The organism is Sorangium sp. So ce1504, from assembly GCF_051521635.1.
In the GTDB taxonomy this organism is placed as follows: domain Bacteria; phylum Myxococcota_A; class Polyangia; order Polyangiales; family Polyangiaceae; genus Sorangium; species Sorangium cellulosum_B.
The window spans coordinates 6,371,326-6,396,867 of sequence record NZ_CP150365.1 but is presented as its reverse complement, the minus strand read 5'-3'; the positions used below and the strand labels follow the sequence as shown (position 1 = coordinate 6,396,867).

The window sequence follows — 25,542 nt, the reverse complement described above, 5'->3', positions numbered from 1 at the left end:
ACAAGTGGAAATGAACAATCTTCAGCGCCGCGAGCAAGAGTATTGGCGACCGCAGGGTTGGCGAACCATGGAACAGCGCTGCGTGCCGCCCTACGCCGGCCAGGAGGTCGCAGCGGTGACCGGGCGGCTCTCGGAGCTCCCGGGCCTCGTGGGCGCCGAGGCGGTGCGCCGCCTCAAGGCGGAGCTCGGGGCCGTGGCCGAAGGACGAGCGTTCGTCCTGCAGATGGGCGACACCGACGAGCGGTTCAGGGAGTCGAGCCCGCGTAACGTCCGCGCGCGCATGGCGACGCTCGGCTCGATGAGCAACTATGTGGGCTTCATGCTCGACAAGCCGGTGATCTCCATCGCGCTCGCGGCGGGGAGCTACGCGCAAACTCCCCTCCGCGCGACGGAGATCGTCGATGGCGTGTCGGTCACGAGCTACTACGGGGAGATGGTGAACGATCCGTCGCCACACCCGTGGGGCCGGACGCCCGACGCGAGGAGGATGTTGTGGGCCTACGAGGCTGCGCAGGCGACGCTGGCGACCATGCGCCAGTGCGGGCTCCGGGTCTTCACCTCGCATCAGGTGGCCAACCTGCTCTTCGAGGAGGCGCTCGTGCGGAGGTGCTCGTCGACGGCCAGCTATCACGCTGCGAGCGCGCACCTCCTGTGGCTCGCGGCCGAGCACCTTCGCGCCGGGAGCGCTTATCTCGAGTTCCTTCGCGGCGTGGACAACCCGATCGGCGTCCGCGTCGGGCCGGAGCTCTCCGCGTCGGAGCTGCTCTCCATCTACATGGCCCTCAACCCGAGGAAGGAGGCGGGGAAGATCGTCGTGATGACCAGCCTCGGGAGCCAGCTCGAACCGTTGCGGGAGTTTGTCCGGGTGTTTCAGGGCGCTCACGCCCCCGCCGTCTGGATGTCGGCGCCGGTGCACGCGGACTCGAGGGCGCGGTCGTTCGAGGCGGCGATGGCGGAAGTGAGCGCCGAGGTCGAGAGGACCGCATCCGCGCACATGGCCGAGGGGAGCCGGCTCGGAGGGCTGCACATCGAGTCCTCGCGCAGGGCCCTCGCGGGAGGGGACGCTGACGAGCGCGACCCCGCGGCCGCCGAGGGCGGGCGGCTATTCGAGAAGACGCTCCAGGTTTGCAGCAAGGTCGCCCACGTATGCGCGAGGACCCAATGAAGACGACCCGTGTCATCACGTTCGACAACCCGCACCCGGAGGTGACGGTCGACGTCTACGCGTCCGCCGTGGCCCAAGCGCTGGAGGCGCGATACCCGGCCTTCGCCGACGAGTTCCTCGGGCTCTTCAGCCACACCTCCGAGGAGGGGACGACGTCGATCGTAGCCGTCGGGAGCGAGCTCTCGATCGAATGCCACAACGCAGGCGACGCCCTCGAGCTGCGGCTCGTGAACGGGGAGACGGTCGAACGCGAGTGCTCGTGCAAGATCGACCATGAGGCCGATTTTCACGAGCAGCTGTTCAGGGCCGTCGCGGCCTTCGTCGACGAGATCAGGCCTTTCCTTGCGCGCCACCACGGACTGCCGCCGTCGACCCTCTTGCTCGGTGGATGGCGGTGCGGCATCGATCCCACGAGGCCCGGCGAGGCGCTCGTCTTCACGATCCCACGCGTCGCGTGTCGGTTGGCCGCGGGCGAGTGCAGCTTCACCCACTTCGAGAGCGACGAGCTCCACGACGTCGGGGCGCGGCTCGTGACCTTCCCTTACGAGTTCAGCCTGTCGGCCAACCCGCGTGTGGCGAAGCGCCAGCTGATCCCCGAGTGCCGCGAGTATGTCGACGCGCTCGTCGGCCTGATCCGCGAGCTCTCGGGTGAAGCCGCGGACAAGGTCGTCATCGGGCGTGAGGTCCGTCTCACGCTCCAGGCGAAGATCTCGCCCGTCCTGCTGCTCCGGCTGACCGCCCCCGCGCGCGGCAAGAAGTATGAATACGTCTTCCGCTGGAGAGGCGGAGAGTCCTGGGTCGGTGTATCGCCAGAGACGCTCCTCATCAAGGAGGGCGACGACATCATCGTCGAGCCTCTGGCAGGCACGCGAAAGGGCTCCGACGCGAGGGAGAAGAGCAGCCGGTACCGCGAGGAGCTCCTCCGCGACGCGAAGGAGACGGAAGAGCACGAGACGGCCGCCAGGATGTTCCATGAGAACCTGAGCGCGGTGTGCGTGCCTGGGTCGATCAAGCGGGTCGAGTCTCGCAACGTCATCGATCTCGGCTACGTCCAGCACCTCAAGAGCACCATCACCGGAACGGTCAAGCCGGACATGAACGTGTTCGGCGCGCTCTCCGCGGTGTATCCCCCGGCGACGATCTGGGGTAAGCCCATCGCATTGAGTGGGCAACGCATTCGCGCCTACGAGAAAATCGATCGCGGCTTCTATACGGGGGCTTTCGGTTATTTCACTCTGGACGATAGCGCAAAATTTGCGCTCGCGATCCGCACTGCGAAGATGAGCGGGAACGATATTCATGTGTACGCTGGCAGTGGAATCGTGAAGGGGAGCGACCCGTACCGGGAATGGCTGGAGACGTCCCTCAAGATGAGCCCATTCCTCACGAGCGAGTTTCTCGTCGGCTGATGCTGGCGACTCTGGCTTGAAACGAAGGGAAAGCAGGTTTCTTGGATGAGCGCATCGTCTCGTACTCTCACAACCGTCGGTCTGGCACTCGGGTTATTCCTTGCCGCCCTCGAGTCGACCGTCGTGGCCACTGCGATGCCGACCGTCATCGGCGAGCTGGGCGGCCATGCCTGGTACGCACTGCCGTTCGCCGTCTACATGCTGTCGATGACCGTGACGAGCCCGCTGTGGGGACGCGCCTCGGACCGGCTCGGACGGCGTAGGCTCTACCTGTTCGGCGTGTTCCTCTTCCTCGCCGGCTCCGCGCTGTCCGGCGCGGCGGGCTCCATGCTGACGCTCATCGCGGGGCGCGCGGTGCAAGGCCTCGGCGCGGGGGCGCTCGGCACGTTGACCTTCGCCATCGTCGGTGAGCTCTATCCGCTCAAGGAGCGCTCCCGGATCCAGGGCATGTTGAGCGGTGTCTGGGGCTTGTCAGGGCTCATCGGCCCCCTCGTGGGGGGCTTGCTCGTCGATCATGCGAGCTGGCGGTGGGTCTTCTACCTCAACATGCCCTTCGGCCTGATCGGCGCGGCCTTCGTGGGGCGATTCCTCGAAGAGTCGCCGATCCCCGAGAAGGCGGCCCCCATCGATCTCGCGGGGGCCGTTCTGTTCACCGCGGGCAGCGGCGCGCTCGTATGGGGCCTCGAGACGCGCAACTGGCCCTTCCTGGTCGCCAGCGTCGCCGTGCTCGCCTGGGCGCTGCGCATCGAGAGCCGGCACCCCGCGCCGCTCCTGCCGTTGCGCCTCTTGCAGGCTCGGCTCCCGCGGGTCGCGGTGATCGGCAATTTCCTGGCCGGCGCGGCCTTCTTTGGAACGGTGTCTTATCTCCCCCTCTATGCTCAAGGCGTTGCTCGCACAGGGGCGACCGCGGCCGGTCTGCTGCTCACCCCGATGGTGCTCGGGTGGACCCTTGCATCGATGAGCCTCGGCGCGATCCTGCCGCGGCTCGGCGTGCCGCGGCTCGCGCGGCTTGGCGCCGGGCTCCTCGTCGCGGCGTTTGCCGGGTTCGTCGCGTTCACCGGAGCGCCCCTCGCCTTGATCGGCGCGTGCGGCTTCGTCGCCGGGACAGGGATGGGCGCCATCATCTTGAGCCTGCTCGTGGGCGCTCAGGAGTGCACGCCCCGGCAGGAGCTCGGCGCGCTCACGGCGGTCCTCATGTTCGCGCGCAGCCTCGGCGGCGGCCTCGGCGTCACGCTCATGGGCGCGCTCATCGGAGATACGGAGGGCGTCGCGCCCACGGATCTCGCGCGGGGTCTCCGCTTCGCCTTCGTCCTCGGCCTGGCATTCGTTGCGCTCGGCCTCGCGTTCGTGGCGCAGCTCCGAGCGGCGGATCTCAAGCGGGCAGCCGAGGCCGCCTGACGCCGGGGGCCCTGGAGAAGGGCCCACGGCGCCGCGGGTGAACGTCACGTCACGACGGGGATCGCGCACTGCTCGCGCAAGAACTCGGCGAGCGCCTCGGTCTTCATGAAGCCGCGGTCGCTCCCGTCACGCAGCCGGACAGTTGCGCCCTTCGCCTCCACCTCCTTGTCGCCGATGACCAGCATGTGGGGGATCTTCTCGACCTGCGCTTCGCGGATCTTCGCGCCGAGCTTCTCCGAGCTCCGGACGAAGCTCGCCCGGATGCCGTGAGCGCGCAGCGCCTGGGTGACCTGCTCGGCGTGGTCGTTGTGCTTGTCCGATACCGTGACGACGCGCGCCTGCTCCGGTGAGAGCCACGCCGGCAGGGCGCCCGCGTGGTGCTCCAGGAGCACGCCGATGAACCGCTCGATCGAGCCGAGGAGAGCCCGGTGGAGCATGATCGGTTGCTCGAGCTCTCCCTTGGCGTTCACGAACCCGAGCGTGAAGCGCTCGGGGTTGTTGAAGTCGTACTGGAGCGTCGAGCACTGCCATCTACGGTCGAGCGCATCGACCAGCTTGATATCGATCTTCGGCCCGTAGAACGCGCCGCCGCCGGGGTCCACCTGGTACTCGAGGCCGAGGGCCTTGAGGGCCCCCTCGAGGGTGTGTTCGGCCTTGGCCCAGTCCTCCAGGCCGCCGACGTACTTCTCCGGCCGTGTCGAGAGATTGATGTCGAACTGCTCGAACCCGAACGTGCGGAGCATCTTCAGGATGAAGCGAAGCACGCGGTGGATCTCCTGCTCGACCTGGTCCGCGCGGCAGAACAGGTGCGCGTCGTCCTGGGTGAACCCCCGCACGCGCATCAGGCCGTGCATGACGCCCGCGGCCTCGTACCGGTACACGGTCCCGAGCTCCGCGAGGCGCATCGGGAACTCGCGGTAGCTCCGCGTCCGGCTCTTGACCATGAGGATGTGAAACGGGCAATTCATCGGCTTGCAGCAGTAATCGTGGCCGTCGACCGACATGGGGGAGAACATCCCCTCCCGGTAGAAGTCCCAGTGGCCCGAGGTCTTCCACAGGTCCGCCTTGGCGATGTGCGGCGAGTAGACGATGTCGTAGCCCTCCTCGAGGTGCATCTTGCGCCACTGGTCCTCGATGATGGTGCGCAGGAGCCCGCCCTTCGGGAGCCACATGACGAGGCCGGCCCCGATCTCCTCGACGAAGTGCGGCTCGAAGTGCACCTCGATGTCGGCGTCCTTCCGGGCGCTCACCGCGGCCTTGAAGGCGCTCTTCGACTCCGGCGCCGCCGCGCCGCGGAGCCGGACCTGCAGGCGCGGGCGCGCCTCGTCGCCGCCGCCCGCGCCGCCCGGAGGCGCCTTCGGCGCCTCGCCGAACTTCACCGTTCGCCGGAGCGTCCGCCCGGGGAACGCCGAGGCCGCGGCGCCGAGGGTGTGCTCCACGAGCGCGCGGTCGAGGGGCGCCTCCGCGTCCACGCCGACGTAGAGATCGATCTCGTCCTTCTCGGAGTACGCGTGGGTGTCGTAGCGCTCGGAGACGAGGTAGAGTTCGAGATCCCGCCCGAGCGTCCTGTGGTCGCGCTTCTTCGCCTCCTCCAGGCGGCGCACGTACTTGTCGAGGTCGTCCTTGTTGGGGAAGGCCACGCCGCGCACGCGCTGGAGCGACTGCTTCGTGGCGTCGGCGCGCCAGTAGGCCGCCGAGGACGACGTGATCTTGAACCCCTTGATGAACCCCGCGTGGGGCAGGTGCGGGCCGCGGCAGATATCCACGAACTCGCCGCAGCGGTAGATCGACACGCTGTCATCGGGGATCCAGGACAGGATCTCCGTCTTGTATTCGTTCTTCTGCCCGTACCCCTCGAAGACGTCCAGCGCGTTGTTCTTGGCGACGAGCTGCCACTCGAACTTGATCTTCTCCGCGATGAGCTTCTTCACCTCGGCCTCGATCATCTCGAGGTCGGAAGGGGTGAAGGTTCGGCCGGCAACGTCGAAGTCGTAATAGAACTCGTCACCATGGCTCTTCGGGCCCATCGTGACCTTGGCGCCCGGGAACAGCCGCAGCACGGCCGTCGCCATGAGGTGCTCGGCCGAGTGGTTGATCGTGTCCCTGCCCTCGGGCGTATCGGCCTTCAGCAACTCCAGCTTCGCGCCGTCCCGGAGGGGCACGCGGAGGTCCTGGATCTCCCCGTCGACGCGCGCGACGACGACGACCTCGGCGAGCCTCGGCGAGATGGCCCGGGCGGCGTCGAACGCCGTGTTGCCATCCTCGAGCGCGAGGACCTTCCCATCAGGTAGAACGACCGAAGTTGCCATGACGTGACCTTCTTTTCTCTTTCCCCCGACTGTACGAGCGTCAGGTGTGTCGGTCTTAAAGCACCATGGCACCAACGTGTCAACGCCGCGAGGCCGCGCGCGGCCGCTCGATTCAAACCAGAGGCCAAGCCTGGGGCCAGGCGTGAGGCCGAGCGCGAGGAGCTCGTCCGCTCCTGCTCGGAGCCTGCCGGCCACGACGCGGCGCCGCGCGATATGGCCTCTCGGCACCTCGGGGCGAACTGGCGCTCATCCGCCATGGACCGCCGGCGCCGACTCGATAGGAGGCATGGAGTCGCGCGCGCGACTCCAACCCTCCGTCGTGGGCACGAGGACACGGGGCGTCAGGACCTCCGGGCCGCCGGGCGGGCCCGGGGCTGCTCCGCGGCGGCGAGCTCTCTGGCGACGGCGAGCGCGCCCCGCACGCCGACCAGGGGATCGGTGACCACCGCGACGGGCACCTCCTCGAGGAGCGGCGTGAGGCGCCCCTTCTTCACGAAGGACTTCATGAACAGCTCGCGCCTCTGGGGGACGAGGTTCCTCGCGATGTTCCCGAGGACGAAGACCCCGCCGAGCGCGAGCTCGCGCAGGGCGAGGTTGCCGGCCTCGGCGCCGTAGATCTCGACGAACAGGTCGACCGCGCGCGCGGCGGGCCGGAACGCGCGGGCGAGCCCGAGCTCGGCGATCGCCGCGTTGCGGTCGCCCTCGGCGAGGCGGCGCTCGATCGCGCGCGGCACGCGGGCGGCGCGGGCGAAGAAGTCGAAGAGGGCGCCGAGCCCGTCGCCCGAGAGGACCCGCTCGTAGCTCACGTGGTCCGGGTGGCGCTCGGCGAGGAACTGCCACAGCTCGGCCTCGACCGCGGAGCGCGCGGCAAAGTCGGCGTGACCTCCCTCGGTCGGGAGCGTGACGTGGCGGGCGCCATTCCAGAGGAGCCGGGCCTCGCCGAGCCCCGTGCCGGCGGCGATGACGGCCACGTTGTTTCCCTTCGGCCGCGGCCTGCGCTCCGTGAGCGGCTCGATGGACGCGCGGGCGACGTGCAGGCAGCCCGTGGCGCCGACGACGAGGTCGTTCGCGAGGAGCACGCGCGCGATCTTGAGCCGGCGCGACAGCTCGCGCTCCGCGAGGCGCCAGGGCAGGTTCGTGACGGTTGCGACCTGGTCCTTGATGGGGCCCGCGACGCCGAGCACGGCGACGGCGGGGTGGGGGGCGTCGCTGCGCACGAGGAACGGGAGGGCGATCTCCTCGAAGCTCGCGTGGTCGCGGCTGCGGAAGACGGCCTCGGAGAGGGGGCGGCCGCCGGAGCCGCCGTAGAGCGCGAGCCGGGTGTTGGTGCCTCCGATGTCGCCGACGAGCAGCGACGGGGCCACCGATCTGTTGGTCCTTGCCACGCGGGCGCCCTGCCAGCGCCGTGCCTCGGCGGCAAGGCGATCGATCGTCGAGCGAGCGCGGGGATCGAGGATTCCGGGCGGACTCGAGCGCGCGTGATCGCCTGGAAGCGACGACGCGTGGCTCGCGGGCTGCCTGCCGAGGCCGTTTCGCGTCCTGCGCCGCTTGACCGGCGGCCTGCCTCCGGCCGAGAGTGCCTGGGTGCAGCGGCTGTTCTCCGCGCTCCTGGTCGCGCTTGCCGGCCTCCTCGCTCCCGCTGGCGCTGTTTTCGCCGGGCCGGCGCAGGCCGCGCCGTCGCAGGCCGCGTCCGCGCCGTCGCAGGCCGGGTCCGCGCCCTCGCAGGCCGCGTCCGCGCCGTCGCGGGCCGCGTCGGCGCAGGCCGCGTCCGCGGCGGCGCAGGCCGCGTCCGCGCCGTCGCGGGCCGTGTCGGCGCAGGCCGCGTCTGCGGCGGCGCAGGCCGCGTCCGCGCCGTCGCAGGCCGCGCCCGTGCCCTCGCAGCTCGCGCCCCCGCCGGATTCTTCGGTCCAGCCGCCGCTCGTACAGGTCTTGCCACCGCCCGCGGAGGCCCCTCCGGCGTCTGCGCAGGTCGTGCTGGCGCCCGCCCCGGTCCCGCGGCCTCCCGCGCCGCGGCCTGCGCCGGTCGCGCCGGCGTCCGCGTCGGTCGGGCCGCCGGCCCCCGCCCCTGACCAGGGCGAGCCGGCGGCTCCCGACCCCCAGCCTTCGCCTCCCGTGGTCGAGCAGCCCGAGGCGCGCGTCGAGCTGCTCGGCAGGACGGTCTTCGCCCTCCGCGTGCACCGGGGCAGCCTCTCTCCTCCGGAGCGCGCCCGTGAGGCGGCGCGCGTGCTGGAGCGCGCCGCCCAGGAGAAGGCGGTCCCCGAGGTCCGCGTCGACGAGCAGGACGGCGTGGCGGTCGTCTACGTCGGCGACCGCCCGCTCGTCCACCTCGGCCCCGAGGACGCGGCGGCGGCAGGTCACACCACGGTCGCGGGCCACGCCGCCGCGGTCGCCGGCACGGTGCGCGACGTCCTCGCCAAGGAGCTCAGCAGGAGCCGCCTCGCGACGAGCGTCTTCTCGTTCTCGCTGCTCGTCTTCTCGGGGCTGATCGCGCTGCTCCTGCTCCGCAAGGTCGGCGAGCTCGTCGAGCGAGGGCGCGCCTGGGTCGCCGAGCACCCGGAGCGGCTCCCGGCGCTGCACGTCCGCGGCATCGAGATGCTCCGGCCCGCCGCGTCCCAGGGCGCGCTCTCGGTCGCGCTCGGCGCCGCCGGCGTCCTCGTCCGGCTGGGCATCGCCTACATCTGGATCCTCTTCGCCCTCTCCTTGTTCGCCTCCACGCGCGGCACCAGCGAGAAGCTCACCGGCTTCGTGCTCGCGCCCATGTCGGAGCTCATGGGGCGCATCGCGCGGAGCGTCCCGGTGCTCGTGCTCGCGATCCTCGCGACGCTCGCGGTCATCGTCCTCATCCGCTTCGTGGGGCTGTTCTTCGGGAGCGTGGGCCGGGGTGAGACGTCGCTCGGGTGGCTCCCGTCCGATCTCGCGGTCGCCACCGGCGTCCTTGTCCGCTTCGGCATCCTCGTGGCCGCGCTGCTCCTCGCGGCCCCGCTCATCACCGGCACCGACGAGGGGGCGTTCACGCGGATCGGCTTCGTCGTGCTCGCGGCGGCCGGGCTCGCCAGCACGCCGCTCATCGCGTCGGCGGCCGTCGGCCTCTCGGTCATCTACGGGCGGCGCCTGCGCGTCGGCGACATCGCCGACGTGGGCGGCCGCGCCGGGCGGGTCCGCGAGCTGACGCTGTTCGAGGCGCGCCTCGAGGACGAGGACGGCTGCGTCGTGCGCGTGCCGCACCTGCTCAGCCTGTTCCACCCGACGCGCATCCGCGGCCGCCCTCCGGTCGTGGCCGTCGAGATCAGCGTCGACCCCGCCGCCGATCTCGATCGGGTGCGCGAGCTGCTCCTGAAGACGGGCTCGGGCCTCGGCAGCCGCGCCCGCGCCGCGCTCGTCGCGATCGACGAGGGGGGCGCTCATTTCCGGGCCACGATGGCCTGCGACGGCGACGACGTGCGCAGCCGCTGGCTCACCGCGGTGGCGCAGGCCCTCGTCGCCGCGGACATCCCGCTCGGGCGCGCGCCGGCGTCCTCCGTCGGCGCGCGGCGCGCCGCGCCCGCGCCCGCGCCCGCGCCGGTCGACCGGAGCGCCGCCTCGTGAACGCCGTATGGCTCCTGATGGGGCTCCTCGTGCTGTCGTACCTCGGCAGCTCGCTCGTCAGCGGCCGCGTGCTCCGGGGCATCGGCCTCCCTTCCGGCGCCGAGTACGTCGTGCTCGGCTTCGTGCTGGGGCCCTCGGCGCTCGGGCTGCTCGAGCCCTCGTCGCTCGCCGCGTTCGAGCCCGTGGCGGGCGTCGCGCTCGGCTGGCTCGCGGTGGTCGTCGGCCTCGACTTCGGCTTCGTCGGCAGCCGCCGCGTGCGGCCGTCCCGGATGGCGCTCTGCGTGCTCATGAGCCTCCTGACCGGCGGCGCGGTGGCCGCCGCGGTCTGGTTCGCGGCGGCCCACGTCGCTCCCTCGCTCGATCGCGGCGACCGCGTGCTGCTCGCGGCGGGCGTGGGCGCCGTCTCCGCCGAGACGACGCGGCACGCGGTGCTGTGGGTCACGCAGCGATACAGCGCGAGCGGCAAGCTCTCGGACCTCATCGCCGACATCGCCGACTGCGACGATCTCGGCCCGCTGCTCATGATGGGCGGCGCGTTCGCGCTCGTCCCGCAGGCGACGGCCCAGTGGCCGATCCCGTTCTGGGGGTGGACGGTCGTGACGGCGCTCATCGGCGTGGTGCTCGGGCTCATCGCGGTCGTGCTCCTCGGGAGCGATTTCCGCCTCATCCAGAGCTGGGGCGTGCTGCTCGGGGCCTCGCTGCTGACGATGGGCACGAGCGCCCGGGTCGGCCTGTCGCCGCTGTTCGCGGCGTTCGCGATGGGCGTGACGATCGCCGCCTTGTCGCGGCACCGCGACGAGATCGTCACCATGGTCGCGCCGACCGAGCGGCCGGTCATCCTGCCGGCGCTCCTGCTCGCGGGCGCGCACGTGAATCCGAAGGCGGCGCCGTTCCTGCCCTGGATCGTGGCGATCGCGCTCGGGGCGAGGCTCGTGGGCAAGCTCGCGACCGGGCTCGTCTTCCGCGTCGTGTCGCCCGACGCGCGCGAGACGTCGCCGTGGCTCGGCCTCGGGCTGCTCTCGTCCGGCGCGGTGGCGATGAGCGTCGGCCTCGCCTTCGCGCTGCGCTTTCCGGGCCCGGTCGGGCACACCGTCCTCTTCGCCGCGACGGCCGCGGCCGTGTTCGGCGAGCTCGTCGGGCCGCAGGCGCTTCGCGCCACGCTCCGCAAGGCCGGCGAGCTCGCCGCGCCCGAGCGGGAGTCGCTCTTCTTCGGCCGCGGCCTGGCCCGCGCCGGGCGCGGCGCCGCGCCCGGCGAGGGAGGCGGCCCGCCGTCGCCCGCGGCGCCGCGTGGGGGAGGGATGAGGAATGAAGAGGTGTCACCGTGAGCGCCGCAGCACTCCCTGACGTCGAGCCCGCCTCGCCCGCCGGATCGGCCGCGCCGGCCGATCCGGTCGCGCCCGCCGAGCAGCAGGGCGCGCCCTCCGCGCGCCACCACGGGTCGGCCCCCAAGGGGCCGCTGAACCACCTCACGCACGCCGTCGCGCTCGTGATCCTGTTCGGGCTGCTCTACGCCACGACGCGCGCGGTCCCTCACGAGCACGGGCCCGCAGGGGCGGTCGCTTCGATCGGCTTCCTCCTGCTCGCGGGCACGCTCGCGAGCGAGCTCGTCGAGCCGCTCCGCCTGCCGCACATCTCGGGCTACATCTTCGCGGGCATCGTCGCCGGCCCGCACGTCTTGAAGCTCGTCGACCACCACGCCGTGGAGGAGATCTCGCGGGTCAACGCGCTGGCGCTGGCGCTCATCGCGCTCGCGGGCGGCGCCGAGCTGCGGATCGACATCGTCAAGAAGAGCCTGAAGAGCATCCTCCTGCACAACCTCGTCCAGACGGCGCTCGTCTTCGTGGTGATGACGGGCGTCTTCTACGCGGCGCGCTCGCTGGTGCCGTTCGCGGCCGAGCTCTCGACCACGGCGGCGTTCGGCGTGGCCGTCCTGTGGGGCGTCATCGCGGTGACCCGCAGCCCCTCGGCCGTGCTCGGGATCCTCTCCCAGACGCGCGCGACCGGCCCCGTCGCGATGCACACGCTCGCGTTCGTGATGACGTCGGACATCATCGTCATCGTCGTGACGGCGGTCGCGCTCTCCACGGTGCGGCCGCTCATCGAGCCGGGCGCGACGATGTCGATGCACGAGATCGAGCTGCTCGGCCGCGAGATCCTGGGGAGCATCTCGATCGGCACGACGCTCGGCCTCGCGCTCGCGGCCTACATGCGGCTCATCGGCCGCCAGCTCATCCTCGTGTTCGTGGCGCTCGGCTTCGGCGCGACGGAGGTGCTGCGGTACCTCCGCTTCGACGCGCTGCTCGTGTTCGTGGTGGCCGGCTTCGTCGTCGCGAACCTGTCGAAGCAGGGCGAGAAGCTGGTGCACGCGGTCGAGGACGCCGCGAGCGTGGTGTTCGTGCTGTTCTTCGCGACGGCCGGCGCGCACCTCGACCTGCCCCTCTTGCGGCAGATGTGGCCTGTCGCGCTGCTCTTCGGCGTCTCGCGCGCCCTGGTGACGTGGGTCGCGAACCGCATCGGCAACCGGCTGGCGGACGATCCGCCGCTCTTGCGGCGGTGGTCGTGGTGCGGGCTGGTCTCGCAGGCCGGGCTGACGCTCGGGATCAGCCTGACCATCGAGCGCGCGTTCCCGAGCCTCGGCGCCGGCTTCCGCGCGCTCGTCGTCGGGTGCGTGGCGCTGAACGAGGTGTTCGGCCCGATCCTCTTCAAGTACGCGCTCGACCGCGCCGGCGAGACGGCGGTCGAGGCCTCGCGCGGGTCGCTGCCGAACCTCGGGCGCCACGGGTGAGCCGAGGCCCTGTCACGGGGTGAACCGGAGCGAGTAGCTCACCACGGTGGCGCCTCGCCTCGGCTTCAGGAAGTCGATCTGCTCGAAGACGCCGACCACGCACTTCGTGAACGCCTGGCCCTTGAGCGCCGTCCGCGGCTTGCGCACCTCGGCCTTGCCGCCGTCCTTCTCGATGCGGAGATCGATGCCGAAGTCGCCGCCCTTGGTCGGGTCCTCGGCGAGCGCGAAGCAGCGGCGGAGCTCGTCGAAGTGGGGCGCGACCGAGCGCTTGATCGGCTCCTTGGTGAAGTCGTCGTGCGGGCCGCCGCCGATGTGCATGCCGATGTTGGCGACCTTGACCTTCGGGAGCGGCCCGGCGTCGGCTGGCGCCGCCGCATCGGGCGCGGCGCTGGCGGCGGGCGCGGCGCTGGCGGCGGCGACCGTCGTCTCGGCGGCGGGCGCGGCGCTGGCGGTGGGAGCAGCGCTCGAGGCCGAGGCGGCGGGGTCGGGGGGAGCGGACGGAGCGGCGGTCGCGGAGGCGGCCTGCGTCACTTCGGCCGGGGGCGCGGTGCGGGGCGAGCAGCCGGCGGTAGCGGCCGCGAAGGCGAGGGGAGCGGAGAGCGTGAGGAGGAACGGAGCGGGACGGCGCATGATGGCGCGCGAATCTACACCGCGGCGCGCGCAGATCCAGGAAGCGGGGCGCGGCGCGACCAGGACCGAGGCGACCAGAGGAAAGGCGCCCTGATCTCTCGTGGATCCGAGGGGTGGTCAGTAGGGCTGGTCGCCGACGATCCCGGCGCGCTCCATCTTGCGCACCGCAGGCCAGTAATCCTGGACCGCGTAGTGCTGGGTGCAGCGGTTGTCCCGGAGCGCGACGCTGTTCTTCCTCCAGCGGAAGCGGACATGAACCTCGGGGATCGCCGCCTGGCTGATCAGGTAGCTCAGCAGGTGGCTCGCCCCGGGCGCGAAGTCCTGGCCGACGCGGACGTTGTCCGGCGTGTGGAAGTTGACGAAATGCGTCGTGAAGCTGTTGACGAACAGGACTTTTTCGCCGGTCTCCGGGTGGGTACGCACCACCGGATGCTCCGCATCGGGATAGCTGGCCTCGAGCGCATGGCGCTTCGCCATCGGCAGGGCGGCGCCGAAGGTGGCCTCCATGCTGTGCCTGGCGCGCAGCCCGGCGATCTGCCGCTTGATGTGCTCGGGCAGCCGTCGGTACGCCTCGACCATGTTGACCCAGATGGTGTCGCCGCCGACGTCCGGTGTCTCGACGCAGCGCAGGACGCAGCCCATCGGCGGCGCTTCGCGCCATGTAGCGTCGCAATGATAGGAGTTCTCGTAGTGCTCCGGCGGGCTGCTAGATCCGCGCGTCACCGCGCGGACGGCGCCCGAGCCGGCGGTTGCTGAGCTTGTCATGTCCGGTCCTCCTGGATGCGTTGGCGTCGGCGCGGCGATCTGCGGCCCCAACACGCGCTACACGACGAAGATCGACGAGCCCGTCGTCTTGCGCGACTCGAGATCCCGGTGCGCCTGCGCCGCGTCCTCCAGCCTGTAGCGCTGGTTGATCTCGATCCGGATCCGCCCCGCGGCGACGTGGTCGAACAGCTCGCCTGCGAGCGCTCTCTTCTCCTCGGGATCGGCGATGTAGTCGGCGAGCGCCGGGCGGGTGACGAACACCGATCCTTTGGCCCCCAGCAGCGCCACGTCGAGCGGCGGCACCGGGCCCGAGGCCGCGCCCAGGCACACGAGCAGGCCGCGCCGCTTCAGCGAGCCGAGCGACCCGGCGAACGTGTCCTTGCCGACGCCGTCATAGGCGACCGTCACGCCGGCCCCGCCCGTCAGATCGCGCACGCGCCTGGCCACGTCGCCGCGGCCATAAATGAGGACGTGATCGGCGCCGTGGGCGCGGGCGATCTCCCCCTTGGCCTCGGTCGACACCGCGCCGATCACCGTGAGCCCGAGGAGCTTTGCCCACTGCGAGACGATCATGCCCACGCCGCCCGCCGCCGCGTGCAGCAGGATGCTGTCGCCGGCCTTCAGCGGCCAGATGCGGCGCATCAGGTACGCCGACGTGAGGCCCCGCATGGTCATCGCAGCGGCCGTCTCGTGGCCGATGCCCTCTGGCAGCCGGATCAGCGGCGCCGCGAGGACGATCCGCTCGGTGCAGTACGCCCCGAGCGTGTCCAGGAAGCCGGTGTACGTCACCCGGTCACCCGGCGCGACGTTCGTGACGCCCTCGCCGACGGCCTCGACCACGCCGGAGGCCTCGACCCCGATGCCGCTGGGAAGCGGGACGGGATAGACCCCGGCGCGAAAGTAGGTATCGGCGAAGTTGAGCCCCACCGCGACGTGCCGGACCCGCGCTTGGCCGGGGCCCGGGCTGCCGACGACGGCGTCTTCGCAGCGCAGGACTTCCGGTCTGCCGGTCTCGTGGAATCGGACTGCCTGTCCCATGAAACGTCCCCCCCATTCCGCGCCGCAGCGCTCTCTCTCGTCCCCGGCGGCTTGGAACGCAAGGGCACCGCGTGGATGAGCACGTCCGAGGGCCCAGCTGCGCTATCCCTTGGACGGGCTCGTCTCGTTCGACGGCTCGCTCTGGACGGCTCCGCGTCGGTGCCCGAGGGCGCCGCCTCGCGCAGGAGAGCTGCCGTGTCGCGCCGCCCGCGCCTAGGGCGCGGTCGCGTCCCGGCGCTTTTGCACGGCGTCGTTGTGGTCGTCCAGGCTCTCGCTGAACCGATGGCGGCCGCCGCCCGCGGCCACGAAATAGAGGTACTTCGTCGCCGCGGGCGCCAGCACGGCCGCGATCGACGGCGCCCCAGGGTTGGCGATCGGCCCGGGCGGCAGCCCCGGGTGCGCGTAGGTGCTGTAGCGGTTCCTCGGATCCCGCACCACGGCGGGCGTGGCCTTGCCGCTCCACTCGGCGCACGACGGCGCCTCCTCGGGCCAGGCGACGCAGCCGTAGAGTGCTGTCGCGTCGGACTGCAGCTTGCGAGAGCGGAAGCTCGGATCGAGGAGCCGGTTCAGGAACACGCTCGCGATGAGCGGCCGCTCCTCCTCGACGACCGCCTCCTTCTCGATGATGGAGGCCAGCGTGAGCACCTCGCGGCGACCCCAGCCGAGCGTCGCCTGGAGCGCCGCGAGCCCGTCCTTGCTCTGCGCCGCGAGCGCGCTCCACCGCCGGTCGGACTCGGCGACGAGGCGCCGCGCCACGTCGCGCGCGTCGGAGTCCAGCGCGAGCTCGTACGTCGCCGGGAAGAGGTATCCCTCCGCGCTCTCCGCGCCCACGGCGCCGCCGCGCTCGATGCCGAGCGCGTCGAGGAACGCGCCGTCGGTGGTGGCCGCGAGGAACGTCTTCCGGCCGGCGATGCGCAGCTTCTCCAGCCGGGCGGCGATGTCGAAGCGGCTGAAGCCCTCGGGGATCGTGAGCTTCGCCGTGGGGCGCCCCTCCGCGCGCGCGAGCAGCTGCCGCAGCTCCCGCGGCGTCGCGCCCTCGAAGAGCAGGTGAGGGCCCGGCACGAACGCCTCGGTGCCGCCGGTCGCGCCGAGGTAGAGCGCCATGGCGCGCTCGCTCTCGACGAGCCCCTCGGCCGCGAGGAGCGCGGCGGCCTCGCCCGCGTCGAGCCCGCCCGGCCAGTTGATCTCCACGACGCGCCCCCGGTCCGGCGCCCTCGCGCGCCCGAAGCCGAACACCAGCGCGAGGAGCGCGGCGCACGCCGCCATGACCACGCCCGCGAGCCCGAGGAGCAGCGCGCGCCCGCGCCCGGCCCGGGGCTGGGCAGGGCGCCGCGACGCCGGCGAGCGCTGCCCCGCGCCGCGCGAGCGCCGCGCGGGGGTCGCCTTCCGGGTCGACGGCGGCTCGCGCGGCGGCGAGCCCTGCGCGCCGTCGCCACCCGTCCGGCGGTTTCCCGGCCGGCTCGCCCTAGGTCGAACGCCCACCGCCGGGAGTCAAAACCCGAAAGCCCGACGCGTGTCAACGCCCCGCGTCGCCGCGGGGCAGGGGCCGGAGCGCGCCGTCCGCGCCGCCTGCGCCGGGCTCCGCGCGTCAGCGCGCCAGATCGAAGGCCTCCGCCTCGTTGCGGCGGACGGCGCTCTTGCCCTGGCGGGACTGCGCCGGGGCGGGCCGCGGCGGCGCCGCCGCCGGGGCCTGCGCGAAGCCGCCCGGCCCCGCGGCGGCCGGCGGCGGCGTGGCGAACGCCGGCGGTGTGGCGAAGTCCGTGCCCGCCCGCTCCAGCGCGGCGAGCTGGCCCTCGAAATCGGACGCCACGTCCTTCGCGCGGTTCGCCGGGGCGCTGCGCTTCGCCTTGTCGGCCGCCTTCTTGAGCGACTGCTGCTGCGCGTCGAGCTTGCTGCGCGCCTCGTCGAGCCGCCCCTGCTCGAACAGGAAGTTGGCCTGCTTCAGCGCCGCCGCCGTCTCGCTGCGCTGCGCTCGCCCCGCGACGAGCGCGTCGAGCTCGCTCGCGTCGGCGTCGCTCTCCGCGATCGCGACGCCGAGCTTGCCCACGCACCGGGCGTCGGTCCTGGTGACGAGGTCCCGGTAGGTGAGGCCCACGTCGGCGATGGGGGAGTCGCCGCGCGCGTCGCCGCCGGGGCCGCCGAGGCCGCCGAGGCGCACCTTGAGCAGGACCGTCTTCACCTCCCCCGCCGCGAACGCGCCGAGCGGCACGATGACCTGACCGCCAGCCCGCCGGAACGAGCGATCGAAGACCCGATCGAGCTCCACGCCGGGCGCGAGGTCGATCGCGAGCTCCGCGCCGCTCGCGACCGACGTCGTGAGCTGCTCGGCCTCCGCCTCGAAGATGCGCGCGAGCGCGGCGTCGTTCTCGACGAAGTAGTGCCGGCCGTTCGAGTCGAGCGCGATCGCCGACAGGATCTTCTCGTTGTAATCGACGTCGACCCCGATGGTCGTGATGGCGACGCCGCGATCGCGCGCCCGCTGCGCCATCGCGCGGAAGCCGGGGACGTCGCGGACCCCGTGGTTGGCGTCGCCGTCGCTGAGGACGAGCATCCGGCTCACGCCGGCGCTCGTCTGACCGAGCAGCGAGAGGCCCTCCTCGATGCCGCACGAGATGCACGTGTCGCCGCCGAGCGAGATGCCGCGGACGCTCGCGAGGATGCGGCCGCGCGTCTCCGGCCCGACGGTGGTGGGCGGCACGACCACGCTGGTCCTCGTGTCGAAGGTGACCACCGACACGACGTCGCCGTCGTTCAAGCGGCTCACGGCGGTCGTCGCCGCCTGCACGGCGTTGGAGAGGCGGGTGCCCTTCATCGAGCCGGAGCGATCGATGACGAGCGAGAGGTTCGCCTGCGCCTGCGACCTCGCGGGCGACCCGTCGCCGCGGACCTCGAACATCAGGAACGTCTCCTGCGCCGAGCGAGGCAGGCGGGCGTGACCGACGCGCCCCTCCAGCATCAGCCTCGATCCGGTGGTGAAGCGGCTCGGATCGACCGCAGCGACGGCGCCGCCCGTCACCTCGGGGACCTGGCGGGGCGGCTCGGTGATCACCTCCGGGACCGCCGTGACGGAGCTCCCGCCCCCGGACGGGGCCAGGGAGTAGACGGAGAGGCTCGTGAACATCATGCCGAGGGCGGAGAACAGGGCGACGTGGGTCGGCTTCATGGCTCCTCCAGAGAACGGCCTGGGCCCCCCGAGCTTACGATGGACTCACGGCGCGGGGACCGCGGGCGTGGTCCCTTGTACGTCGCCGAGCTCGGAACGATCTGAGGGCTCCGCGGTCGGCCGGACACCGGCGGCGCGGAGGGCGCTCCACGGCGGGATGCTCCCGATCAGGACGAGCACGGCGTCGCAGGGGTGCGCCCGGGCCCCCGAAGGCGACGCGAGGGTCGCCTCGAGCGCGCCGCCCGGATCTGCGGCGAGGGCGGAGACGTCGGTCTCGAACAGGAGCGAGAGGCGAGACGCCGCCGCAAGCCTGCGTAACTCCTCGATGTTTCGGGTCTTCCCGCGGCGGAACCCGGCGCCCCGGTAGACGACGGTGACGTCGGTGGCCGGCTGGCGGGACAGCGCGATCGCGGCTTCCATGGCGACATCGCCGAGGCCGACGATCAGCACGCGACTTCCGGCGAGGCTCCGGGCGTCGGCGAGGTGGTAGTACACCCGACCTTCCACCTCGGCGGGTAGCTCGAACGGAAGCCGGCGCGGTGAGCCGCGCTGGCCGATGGCGAGCAGCACGCGCCGCGCTTTTCGCTCGGTGCGCGGTCCGCCCTCGCGCGGCTCGGTGACGACGACGAAGCCGGCCGTGGCCTGCGCCTCGGCGGGCGCGCCTCTGCCGGCCGCCGCGCCGACGGCGGGTGCGCCGGCAGAGGCCGCGCGGGCGACCGACACCATGCGCGTGTCCTGCAGGATCGGGAGCCGCTCCTTGCGCACGACGCGGAGCCAGTGGGAGAGCAGCTCCTCCTTGGTCGACTCCTTCAGCCACAGCTTCCCGGTCATCGGCAGGTCGAGCGGCTGATCGAAGACCAGCTTGCCGCGAGGGAAGCTCTGGATGCTCTGCGCCACGCTGCCCTGCTCGATCACCTCGAACGAGAGGCCGAGCTCCTTGGCGCGCAGCGCGGCGCTGATCCCGGCGGGCCCTGCGCCCACGATGATCAGATCGAGCTCCTGACCGCTCGCGCCGCGCGGGCCGGCCTGCCGCAGGTCCTCCGCGATGCGCGTCGCGGCGTGCGCGCCCTGGTGGATGGCGTTCTTGATGAGCGGGAGCCCGGTGACGTCGCCGGCGAGGTGCAGGCCCGGCACGTCGAGGCTGCCGAGGTCGTCGCCGAGGCGCGGGCGATCGGCGATCGGCGCGCCGCCCTCGATGGTGAGCGACCCGTTGGGGCAGCGCTGCTCACACAGGGTGAGGCCGCAGCACGCCTCGGGGCGGGCCACGACCGCGACGTACTTCTCGATGGCGAGCACGTCGTACGGGCACGCGTCGACGCACGCGTAGCAGCCGAGGCAGGTGGTCGTGTCGATCCGGGGCAGGCGCACGCGCGCCGCGGGGCGGAGCATCGCGTCCTCGCCCCCGGCGTCGCGCGCCGCTCGCCGCGCGCGGCGCGCGCGCAGCGCCTGGCCGCCGCGGGCGCCCGCGAACGCGAGGGCGGCGGCGGCGAGGCCTGCGCCCATCCAGAGCAGGGCGGGCGCGCCGGGCGTGGCGCCGGCCTTCACGACGGGCAAGGCCGCGGCGGCGTCGCGCGCCGCGTCCCAGGCGAGGGCGCGGTCCTCGGTGTGCTGGCCGCTGCAGACGCCGGCGGGGCTCGTGTCGCCGCCTGCGCGACCGGCGTTGCGGCCGGCGGGGCGTGTGCCGCCGCCTGCGCGGCCGGTCGCTGCGTCCTCGGGGAGGGCAGGGCGGTGCTCGTCGAAGCAGGTGATCGGACGGGCGTCGCCGAGCGGTGCCTGCGCCGCGACGAGGCAGCGCGCGATGGGATCTCGCGGCGCGGCGAGGTCGTGGCACGGCGCGCAGCTCCCGGCCGTGACGATCGCCACGGTGGCCGGCTGGCCCGGGCGGAAGGCCGACCTCGGGAGCTCGACCTCGGCGCCCGGCGCGAAGCGCACAGGCGGCCTCGCTGGATCGAACACGACGCCCTGATCGCCGCGGTGGATGGGGTGGCAGGTGGCGCAGCTCAGCGCGCCGCTCGCGAGCAGCTGCCCGTGGCTCCTGCGGGTGGAGCCGTGGGCGCCGTGGCACCCGACGCAGGCCTGATCGATGCGCGCGCCTGCTGCGGCTCCGCGCGAGGGCGCGCCTTCCCGGGCCGCGGCGGCCTCCCGCGGCGCGGCGGGCGCCTGTTCGGCGTGGCACGACGCGCACGCGAGCTGCGCGCGCGCGTGGGGCAGCGAGAGCGGCCCCGGCGCCGCGTGCCCGCCCGGCGGCGGGAAGAGCAGCGCAGCCGCGCCCGTCGCGACGGCGCCCGCGAGCGTGGCCGGCAGCACGCCCCGGAAGCGGGTGACGTCGGAGGTCGCCTCGGCGCGGCGCGCGGCGCGCCCCCGCACGACCTCCCGCGGCTGGGCGGCGCGCTGGCGCGGATCGGAGAGATCGGCGCGGTAGAGCGTCCTCGTGGGATCGGGAGGGCGCGCCGCGTCGTCCGCGCCGCCGTCCGGCGGCGCCGCCGGACGGCGGCCTCCGCCGCTCGGGCTAGAGGAGCGTGACATTCAATCGATAGAAGAAGGTCGCGTCGGGGACGAGGGACGCGGCGCGGAGCCTCACATAGTACGTGCCCGCGGCGAGGTCGGTGAGCGAGGCGTAGGAGCAATTGCCGACCCCTGAATCGTCGTCGGATGCGAGCACGGTGGTCCCGTCCTCCCCGAGGACCTCGATGTAGCTGTCGATCTGCCCCTGCTGGCAAGCGTTGGTGCCGTTGTCGATGACGTTTGCGTGCAGCGTCGAGCGCGGCCCTGGCACGGTCACGGCGATCACGTCGACGTCGCCTGCAGGCGCGATCTCCGCGAGCCAGGGGTCCGCATACGCATTGGCCTGCGCCGAGGCGTTGTTGGGCTCCGTCTCGTCGAGCTCGAAGCGGCAGGTGGCGCTGCATCCATCGAGGGGATCCGTGTTTCCGTCGTCGCACTGCTCGCCGGCGCTCATCGTGCCGTCCCCGCAAATCTCGGGGACGAGCGTCACGTCGAGGCGGTACGGGAACGTCTCCGCCAGGGAGCCGAGCACGGACGTGACCCGAACATAGTAGTCGCCCGCCGCGAGCGCCGGCGCGACGGCGCGGGCGCAAAGGCCGTTGTCCCCGCGGTCGCGTCGCACGATCAAGTTGCCGCTTCCATCGAGGATCTCGATGACGCTGTCGAGCCGGCCGGTCAGGCAGTCGGAGCTCGTGACCGCCGCGGTCTCCGCGGTGAGGACCGTCGGCCCGCTCGGCACGGTGACGCGCACGACATCCACGTCGTCGGCCGGATCGATCGCGGCGAAGAACGGCGCGTCGTAGGTGTTGGCGGAGGCGATCTCGCCGTTGGGCTCCACCTCGGTCACCTCGAGCTGGCAGCTATCGCTGCAGCCGTCGCCCGGCTGATCGAGGGGGTTGTCGCACTGCTCCGTCGGATCCTGGATGTCGTCACCGCAGACGGTCTGTCGGCTTCGCACGCCGAGGTCGAACGCTCCTGCCTGGCTCGCGTCGGCTCCCGTGATGATCACATAGAACGCATCGCCCTCGCGGACGGGCACGGTCAGCCGGTTCTCGATCCCCGCGCCGGCGCTGGACCTGCCGCAGGTGCCCACGATCGCGGGGTCGGCGCAGGCGCTGCGCAGCTCGGCGACGAGCTGCGCGTCCGTGCGTGGGGTCAGCACCACGTCCATGAACCCGGTGGTCGTCGCCGTGAACGTGTAGGCGACGCCCGGGCTCCCCGACCAGCACTCGCTCTCGACAGCCGCGTGGCCGAAGGTATTGCCGGTCGCGGTCCCGGGATCCGGGAGCGCCACGGGCGCGGCGCACATGTCCGCGCAGGCCGCCTCGCACTCCGGATCGCCGCAGTCGATGCTGTCGTCTCCGTCGTTGTCCCGCCCGTCCTGGCACGCCTCGACGCCCGAGCAGCTCGACGCGTCGAGGGTGCACTCGGGGCTGCACCGGACCTCGCCGCTATCGAACCCGAGGCTCTGGCAGGTCGCGCCCCTGAGATCGGGTCCGTCGCACGCCTCGTCCTGCTCGGCGACGTCGTTCCCGCAGTCGCCCGGGGGGGCGCCCCCGCCGCCCGCGCCCCCGCCGCCGCCTCCGGCCGCGCCGGCGCCGCTCGAGGCCGACGGGGGCCGCGGCCGCGACGCATCGTCATCTCCGCTGCACGCCGCGACCACCCCCGCAGCGCAGAGCAGCGCGGCCACCATGGTGCTTCGGCTCACTCGGTATCTGGACATGAATACGTGATCTCCCAGTCCTGCACCTGAACGCCGCCCCCTCCGCTGCTCGTCGGATTGAGCCTCATCCGGACCTCAAGGTACTCTGTTCGAGCGTCCGGCAGCTCTTGCAGCACGTCGAAGAGATCGATCGCGCACGCCGGCATCGAGCCCTCATCGCAGATCCGGGTGTCGGTCGGCGTGGCGTGGGCGGTCGCGGCGAGCCTGACCGTCGCCGAGGCGAGGTCGGCGGGATCATCCGCCGCTCTCACGAAGAACTCGACGCTCGAGTCGCCAGGGGTCGTCGTCCTGTACCTGAGGTATCCCCACTGGGTCTTGGTCCCCGGCGGGCAGACGCCGTGGTACTGCTCCCACGCCGTGGTCGTGGCCGTGACGCTCGTCGTCGTGCACGGCACGACGGCCCGGACCTTCCCGCCCGGGTTCTCGCGGACGATGGAGCAGGTCGCCGGACAGAGCTTCACGTTCGTGTTCCCGGAATCGAAGTACCAGCCCCCCGCGCCGCAGCTGCCGACCCCGGCCCGGGGCGTGAGCGTCGTCTCCACGCCGGCGGCGTTCTCGTAGACGACGGACACCGACGCGGGATCCGAGACGCCCGCGATGGGGACGGTGACGTCGCAGGGCAGCGCCTCTCCTCGGATCGAGACCAGCGCATTGAGGAGGGTACCTTCCAGGCTGGAGCCAGCGCTGAGGTTGAACGCCTGTCCTCCGCCTTGGTCCGCGATGAGGTTGATGATCTCCGCGTTCGAGTTGCCGAAGCCCACCGCGTGCACGCGGACGCCGTGGTTCACGAAGGCGTTTCGCGCCAGGTTTCCGATCGCGTTGGGGACGGTGCCGCAGCTCGACGGGATGCCGTCGGTGACGAACACGACCGCGACCTCCTCCTCGGGATGGGCGTCCTTGTAGTTGTTCGCCCAGGTGGTGGCGCCGTCCAGCGCCGGGTACATCGGCGTTTCGCCGTTGGGCGTCGGGAAGTTGATGAAGGCCTGCATGAGCTTGATCTCTTGCTGGTCCCCCATCGCCGCGGACTCCTCGGTCAACCTGTCGGCCGCGGCGCCGTTGAACGGGACGAGCGGCAGCGCGCAGCCGCCGCCGCCGGCAGGCGGACAGGAAGGGGTCTCGTTGCACGGGCCCGGGTTGTCGAGCGGCCAGAACCGGAACGCGACACCGAGCCCCGCCGACGCCGGATCCTGGAAGAAGGACTTGAGCGCGCTCGTCGCCGGAATCCATCGATCCGCGCTCACGTCCACCCCCGACAGCGTCTGCCGCATCGAGGTGGATCGATCGAGCGCGACGAACAGGGTGACCGGCCTGACCAGCGACACGCTCGCCGTCGCGATGCAGGCGGGCGACTCGCACATGGCCGATTGATAGATGCTCCCGTTGTTCCCGCACCGGCACTCGGGGATCTGCATAGCGCCAGGGGGATTGACGATGAGCTCCATCCCGTCGGTGACGCCGGTGCAGCCGGCCACGCTGATGCACTCACCCGGGGCGATCGGCTGCGCCGTCGTGCAGGCGAGGGTGCCGCCCGTCGGGTTGCACGCGTTCAGGACCCGGCTCGGGGCGGAGGATGGCAGCTGGTTGGCGGTGGAAGCATACCGGTGGATGGCGATTCCCGCCGGGGCCGGGGTGGTGCCGCGGTTGCAGACCGGGATCGTCCCGCCGCAGGGCACGCCGATCGTGAGGTCCGGCTGCGTGCACGTGGAGTCCGTCTCGTTCGGCTGGTACGACTTGCAGAGGCCCTTTTGCGGGCAGGTCTCGCCGCAGACGCTCTCCACGAGGTCGACGCAGCTCTGTGTCCACCCGCCGCCTGGCCCCGTATCGCAGCAGCTGGGGGCCACATCGCAGATCAGCCCCACGCACGTGTTGCAGCCCGGCAGCAACCGTTCGCCGGTGTAACACTTGTCGTGCGCGCAGCCGGGATCGGTGTCGCAGGTGGAGCCGCACAACGACTCGGCCAGGGTGACGCAGCTCGCGTCCCATCTCGGCACGGTCGCGGTGCACGTCTTGGGGGCGCACTCCGTGGGGACATAACCTGCGCATGTCGCGCTCCACGTCCCGGTGCAGCGGCCGCCCGACAGCACGGTTCCCGGGGGACATACGCCGCTGGGCGCGGTGCAGCGGCCTGGGAAGACGCAGGTGCTGCCCGTGCCGATGAGCGCAGTGCACTGCGCCGTCGTGCTGCACGTGATATCGCAGCAGCGCGGATGGTTCGCGCAGATGGTCGCGATGCACGCGTCGCCGCAGGTCGTGGTCATGTTGGTCGCGGCGCCGGGAGCCGCCACGCAGGCGTCGTGACCGCAGTCGGCCGGTATGGTCGTGAAGGTGCAGCAGCTCGGGTTCGCGTTGCAGACCTTCGTGGCGCAGCCGCTGCAGTTCGACAGCAGCGACACGCCGGTCGCGCACGGGTCGTGATCGCACGCGCCCCGCGCGGGGTCGTCGCAGTACTGGTCGAACTGGCAGTCCTCGCTGGTCGTGCACGGCTGGTGCGTGCCCTCCCGCGCGACGGCCTCGGGCAGCTCGTTGATGTCGCCGACCGACCACGTGAACGTCGGGCCGGTCCCCGCGAGGCTGATGGGCCCCCCGTCTGGCGTCTCCTCGAACGACTGGCACGTCGGATCGCACGGGTTGGTCGCGCACAGGCCGCCGTCGGAGGCATCGGAGTTGGCGAGCGGGCGCGGATACCCGCCCTCACCGCTCCCCCGCGGCGCCGAGCCGAACGGCGACCTCCGCATCGTCATCGTCCCGTCGCAGCTGCCGTAACGCCCCTCCTCGCAGCGCCGGATCCCGTCGAGGCACGTCAGCACACCTTCGTGCTCGCCGACGGTGACGTGACACTCCACCTCTTCGCCGTCGACGCACGGGTCGCCCGTGCCCGGCCCAGCGTCGGGCCAGTCCGTCCCCGGCTGCGGCGGCTCACCGGCGTTGTTGCCTCCACGGCACGATCCGGCGATGAGGGCCGACGCGGTGAGCAGCGTCACGAGCAGCAGCGCTCTCGGCGCCCACGCGCTGGGGGAGCCTGATCGGGAGAGCGCTCCCATCCACTTGGTCGAAGGACCAGCCATCG

15 protein-coding genes and 1 pseudogene are annotated in these 25,542 nt (G+C 72.2%); 6 read left to right on the top strand and 10 right to left on the bottom strand.

Annotated features, from left to right (window positions below; translation table 11 throughout):
* Positions 1–10: 10 nt before the first annotated feature.
* From WMF39_RS23930 to WMF39_RS23920, 3 genes are all read left to right on the top strand, one after another.
* Positions 11–1,165, top strand: a complete 1,155-nt coding sequence (locus tag WMF39_RS23930; RefSeq protein WP_437747771.1) for a 3-deoxy-7-phosphoheptulonate synthase — start codon at positions 11–13, stop codon at positions 1,163–1,165.
* On the top strand, positions 1,162–2,574 hold the full coding sequence (locus WMF39_RS23925) for a chorismate-binding protein (protein ID WP_437747770.1): 1,413 nt from the start codon (positions 1,162–1,164) through the stop codon (positions 2,572–2,574). The genes WMF39_RS23930 and WMF39_RS23925 overlap by 4 nt, the downstream gene beginning before the upstream one ends.
* Positions 2,575–2,697: 123 nt before the next feature.
* On the top strand, positions 2,698–3,972 hold the full coding sequence (locus WMF39_RS23920; protein WP_437747769.1) for an MFS transporter: 1,275 nt from the start codon (positions 2,698–2,700) through the stop codon (positions 3,970–3,972).
* A gap of 44 nt (positions 3,973–4,016) precedes the next feature.
* Here the strand turns inward: WMF39_RS23920 and thrS are convergent, their stop codons facing one another.
* Entirely contained in the window at positions 4,017–6,281 is a 2,265-nt protein-coding gene (gene thrS / locus WMF39_RS23915; RefSeq protein ID WP_437747768.1) for a threonine--tRNA ligase, read from the bottom strand.
* A 341-nt stretch (positions 6,282–6,622) separates the two neighbouring features.
* Positions 6,623–7,666, bottom strand: coding sequence for a glucokinase (locus WMF39_RS23910; protein ID WP_437747767.1), 1,044 nt, complete (start codon positions 7,664–7,666; stop codon positions 6,623–6,625).
* A 199-nt stretch (positions 7,667–7,865) separates the two neighbouring features.
* Between WMF39_RS23910 and WMF39_RS23905 the strand changes: the two genes are divergently transcribed.
* From WMF39_RS23905 to WMF39_RS23895, 3 genes are read left to right on the top strand one after another with little or no spacing between them, the layout of a single operon-like run.
* The gene (locus WMF39_RS23905; RefSeq protein WP_437747766.1) at positions 7,866–9,866 is read left to right on the top strand and encodes a mechanosensitive ion channel domain-containing protein; all 2,001 of its coding nucleotides are present in this window, start codon (positions 7,866–7,868) and stop codon (positions 9,864–9,866) included.
* A complete protein-coding gene (locus tag WMF39_RS23900; protein WP_437747765.1) occupies positions 9,863–11,191 on the top strand; it encodes a cation:proton antiporter in 1,329 nt (442 codons plus the stop codon). The genes WMF39_RS23905 and WMF39_RS23900 overlap by 4 nt, the downstream gene beginning before the upstream one ends.
* Positions 11,188–12,651, top strand: coding sequence for a cation:proton antiporter (locus tag WMF39_RS23895; protein WP_437747764.1), 1,464 nt, complete (start codon positions 11,188–11,190; stop codon positions 12,649–12,651). Before WMF39_RS23900 ends, WMF39_RS23895 begins: the two co-directional genes overlap by 4 nt.
* A gap of 12 nt (positions 12,652–12,663) precedes the next feature.
* Here WMF39_RS23895 and WMF39_RS23890 read toward each other — a convergent pair whose 3' ends face one another.
* The 8 genes and pseudogenes from WMF39_RS23890 to WMF39_RS23855 form a co-directional block, all read right to left on the bottom strand.
* On the bottom strand, positions 12,664–13,281 hold the full coding sequence (locus WMF39_RS23890) for a hypothetical protein (protein WP_437747763.1): 618 nt from the start codon (positions 13,279–13,281) through the stop codon (positions 12,664–12,666).
* A 117-nt stretch (positions 13,282–13,398) separates the two neighbouring features.
* Positions 13,399–14,070, bottom strand: a pseudogene (locus tag WMF39_RS23885) (TauD/TfdA dioxygenase family protein); the annotation flags it as partial.
* 33 nt (positions 14,071–14,103) lie between these two features.
* Positions 14,104–15,084 (bottom strand): quinone oxidoreductase family protein, encoded by a 981-nt coding sequence (locus WMF39_RS23880; RefSeq protein WP_437747762.1) that lies wholly within the window; start codon positions 15,082–15,084, stop codon positions 14,104–14,106.
* A gap of 213 nt (positions 15,085–15,297) precedes the next feature.
* Positions 15,298–16,566 (bottom strand): endolytic transglycosylase MltG, encoded by a 1,269-nt coding sequence (gene mltG, locus WMF39_RS23875; RefSeq protein ID WP_437747761.1) that lies wholly within the window; start codon positions 16,564–16,566, stop codon positions 15,298–15,300.
* Positions 16,567–16,672: 106 nt separating this feature from the next.
* The gene (locus WMF39_RS23870) at positions 16,673–18,247 is read right to left on the bottom strand and encodes a vWA domain-containing protein (protein ID WP_437747760.1); all 1,575 of its coding nucleotides are present in this window, start codon (positions 18,245–18,247) and stop codon (positions 16,673–16,675) included.
* Positions 18,248–18,292: 45 nt separating this feature from the next.
* Positions 18,293–20,773, bottom strand: coding sequence for an NAD(P)-binding domain-containing protein (locus WMF39_RS23865; RefSeq protein WP_437747759.1), 2,481 nt, complete (start codon positions 20,771–20,773; stop codon positions 18,293–18,295).
* Positions 20,757–22,475, bottom strand: coding sequence for a pre-peptidase C-terminal domain-containing protein (locus tag WMF39_RS23860; RefSeq protein ID WP_437747758.1), 1,719 nt, complete (start codon positions 22,473–22,475; stop codon positions 20,757–20,759). The genes WMF39_RS23865 and WMF39_RS23860 overlap by 17 nt, the downstream gene beginning before the upstream one ends.
* The gene (locus WMF39_RS23855) at positions 22,457–25,540 is read right to left on the bottom strand and encodes a vWA domain-containing protein (protein WP_437747757.1); all 3,084 of its coding nucleotides are present in this window, start codon (positions 25,538–25,540) and stop codon (positions 22,457–22,459) included. The genes WMF39_RS23860 and WMF39_RS23855 overlap by 19 nt, the downstream gene beginning before the upstream one ends.
* Positions 25,541–25,542 lie beyond the last annotated feature (2 nt).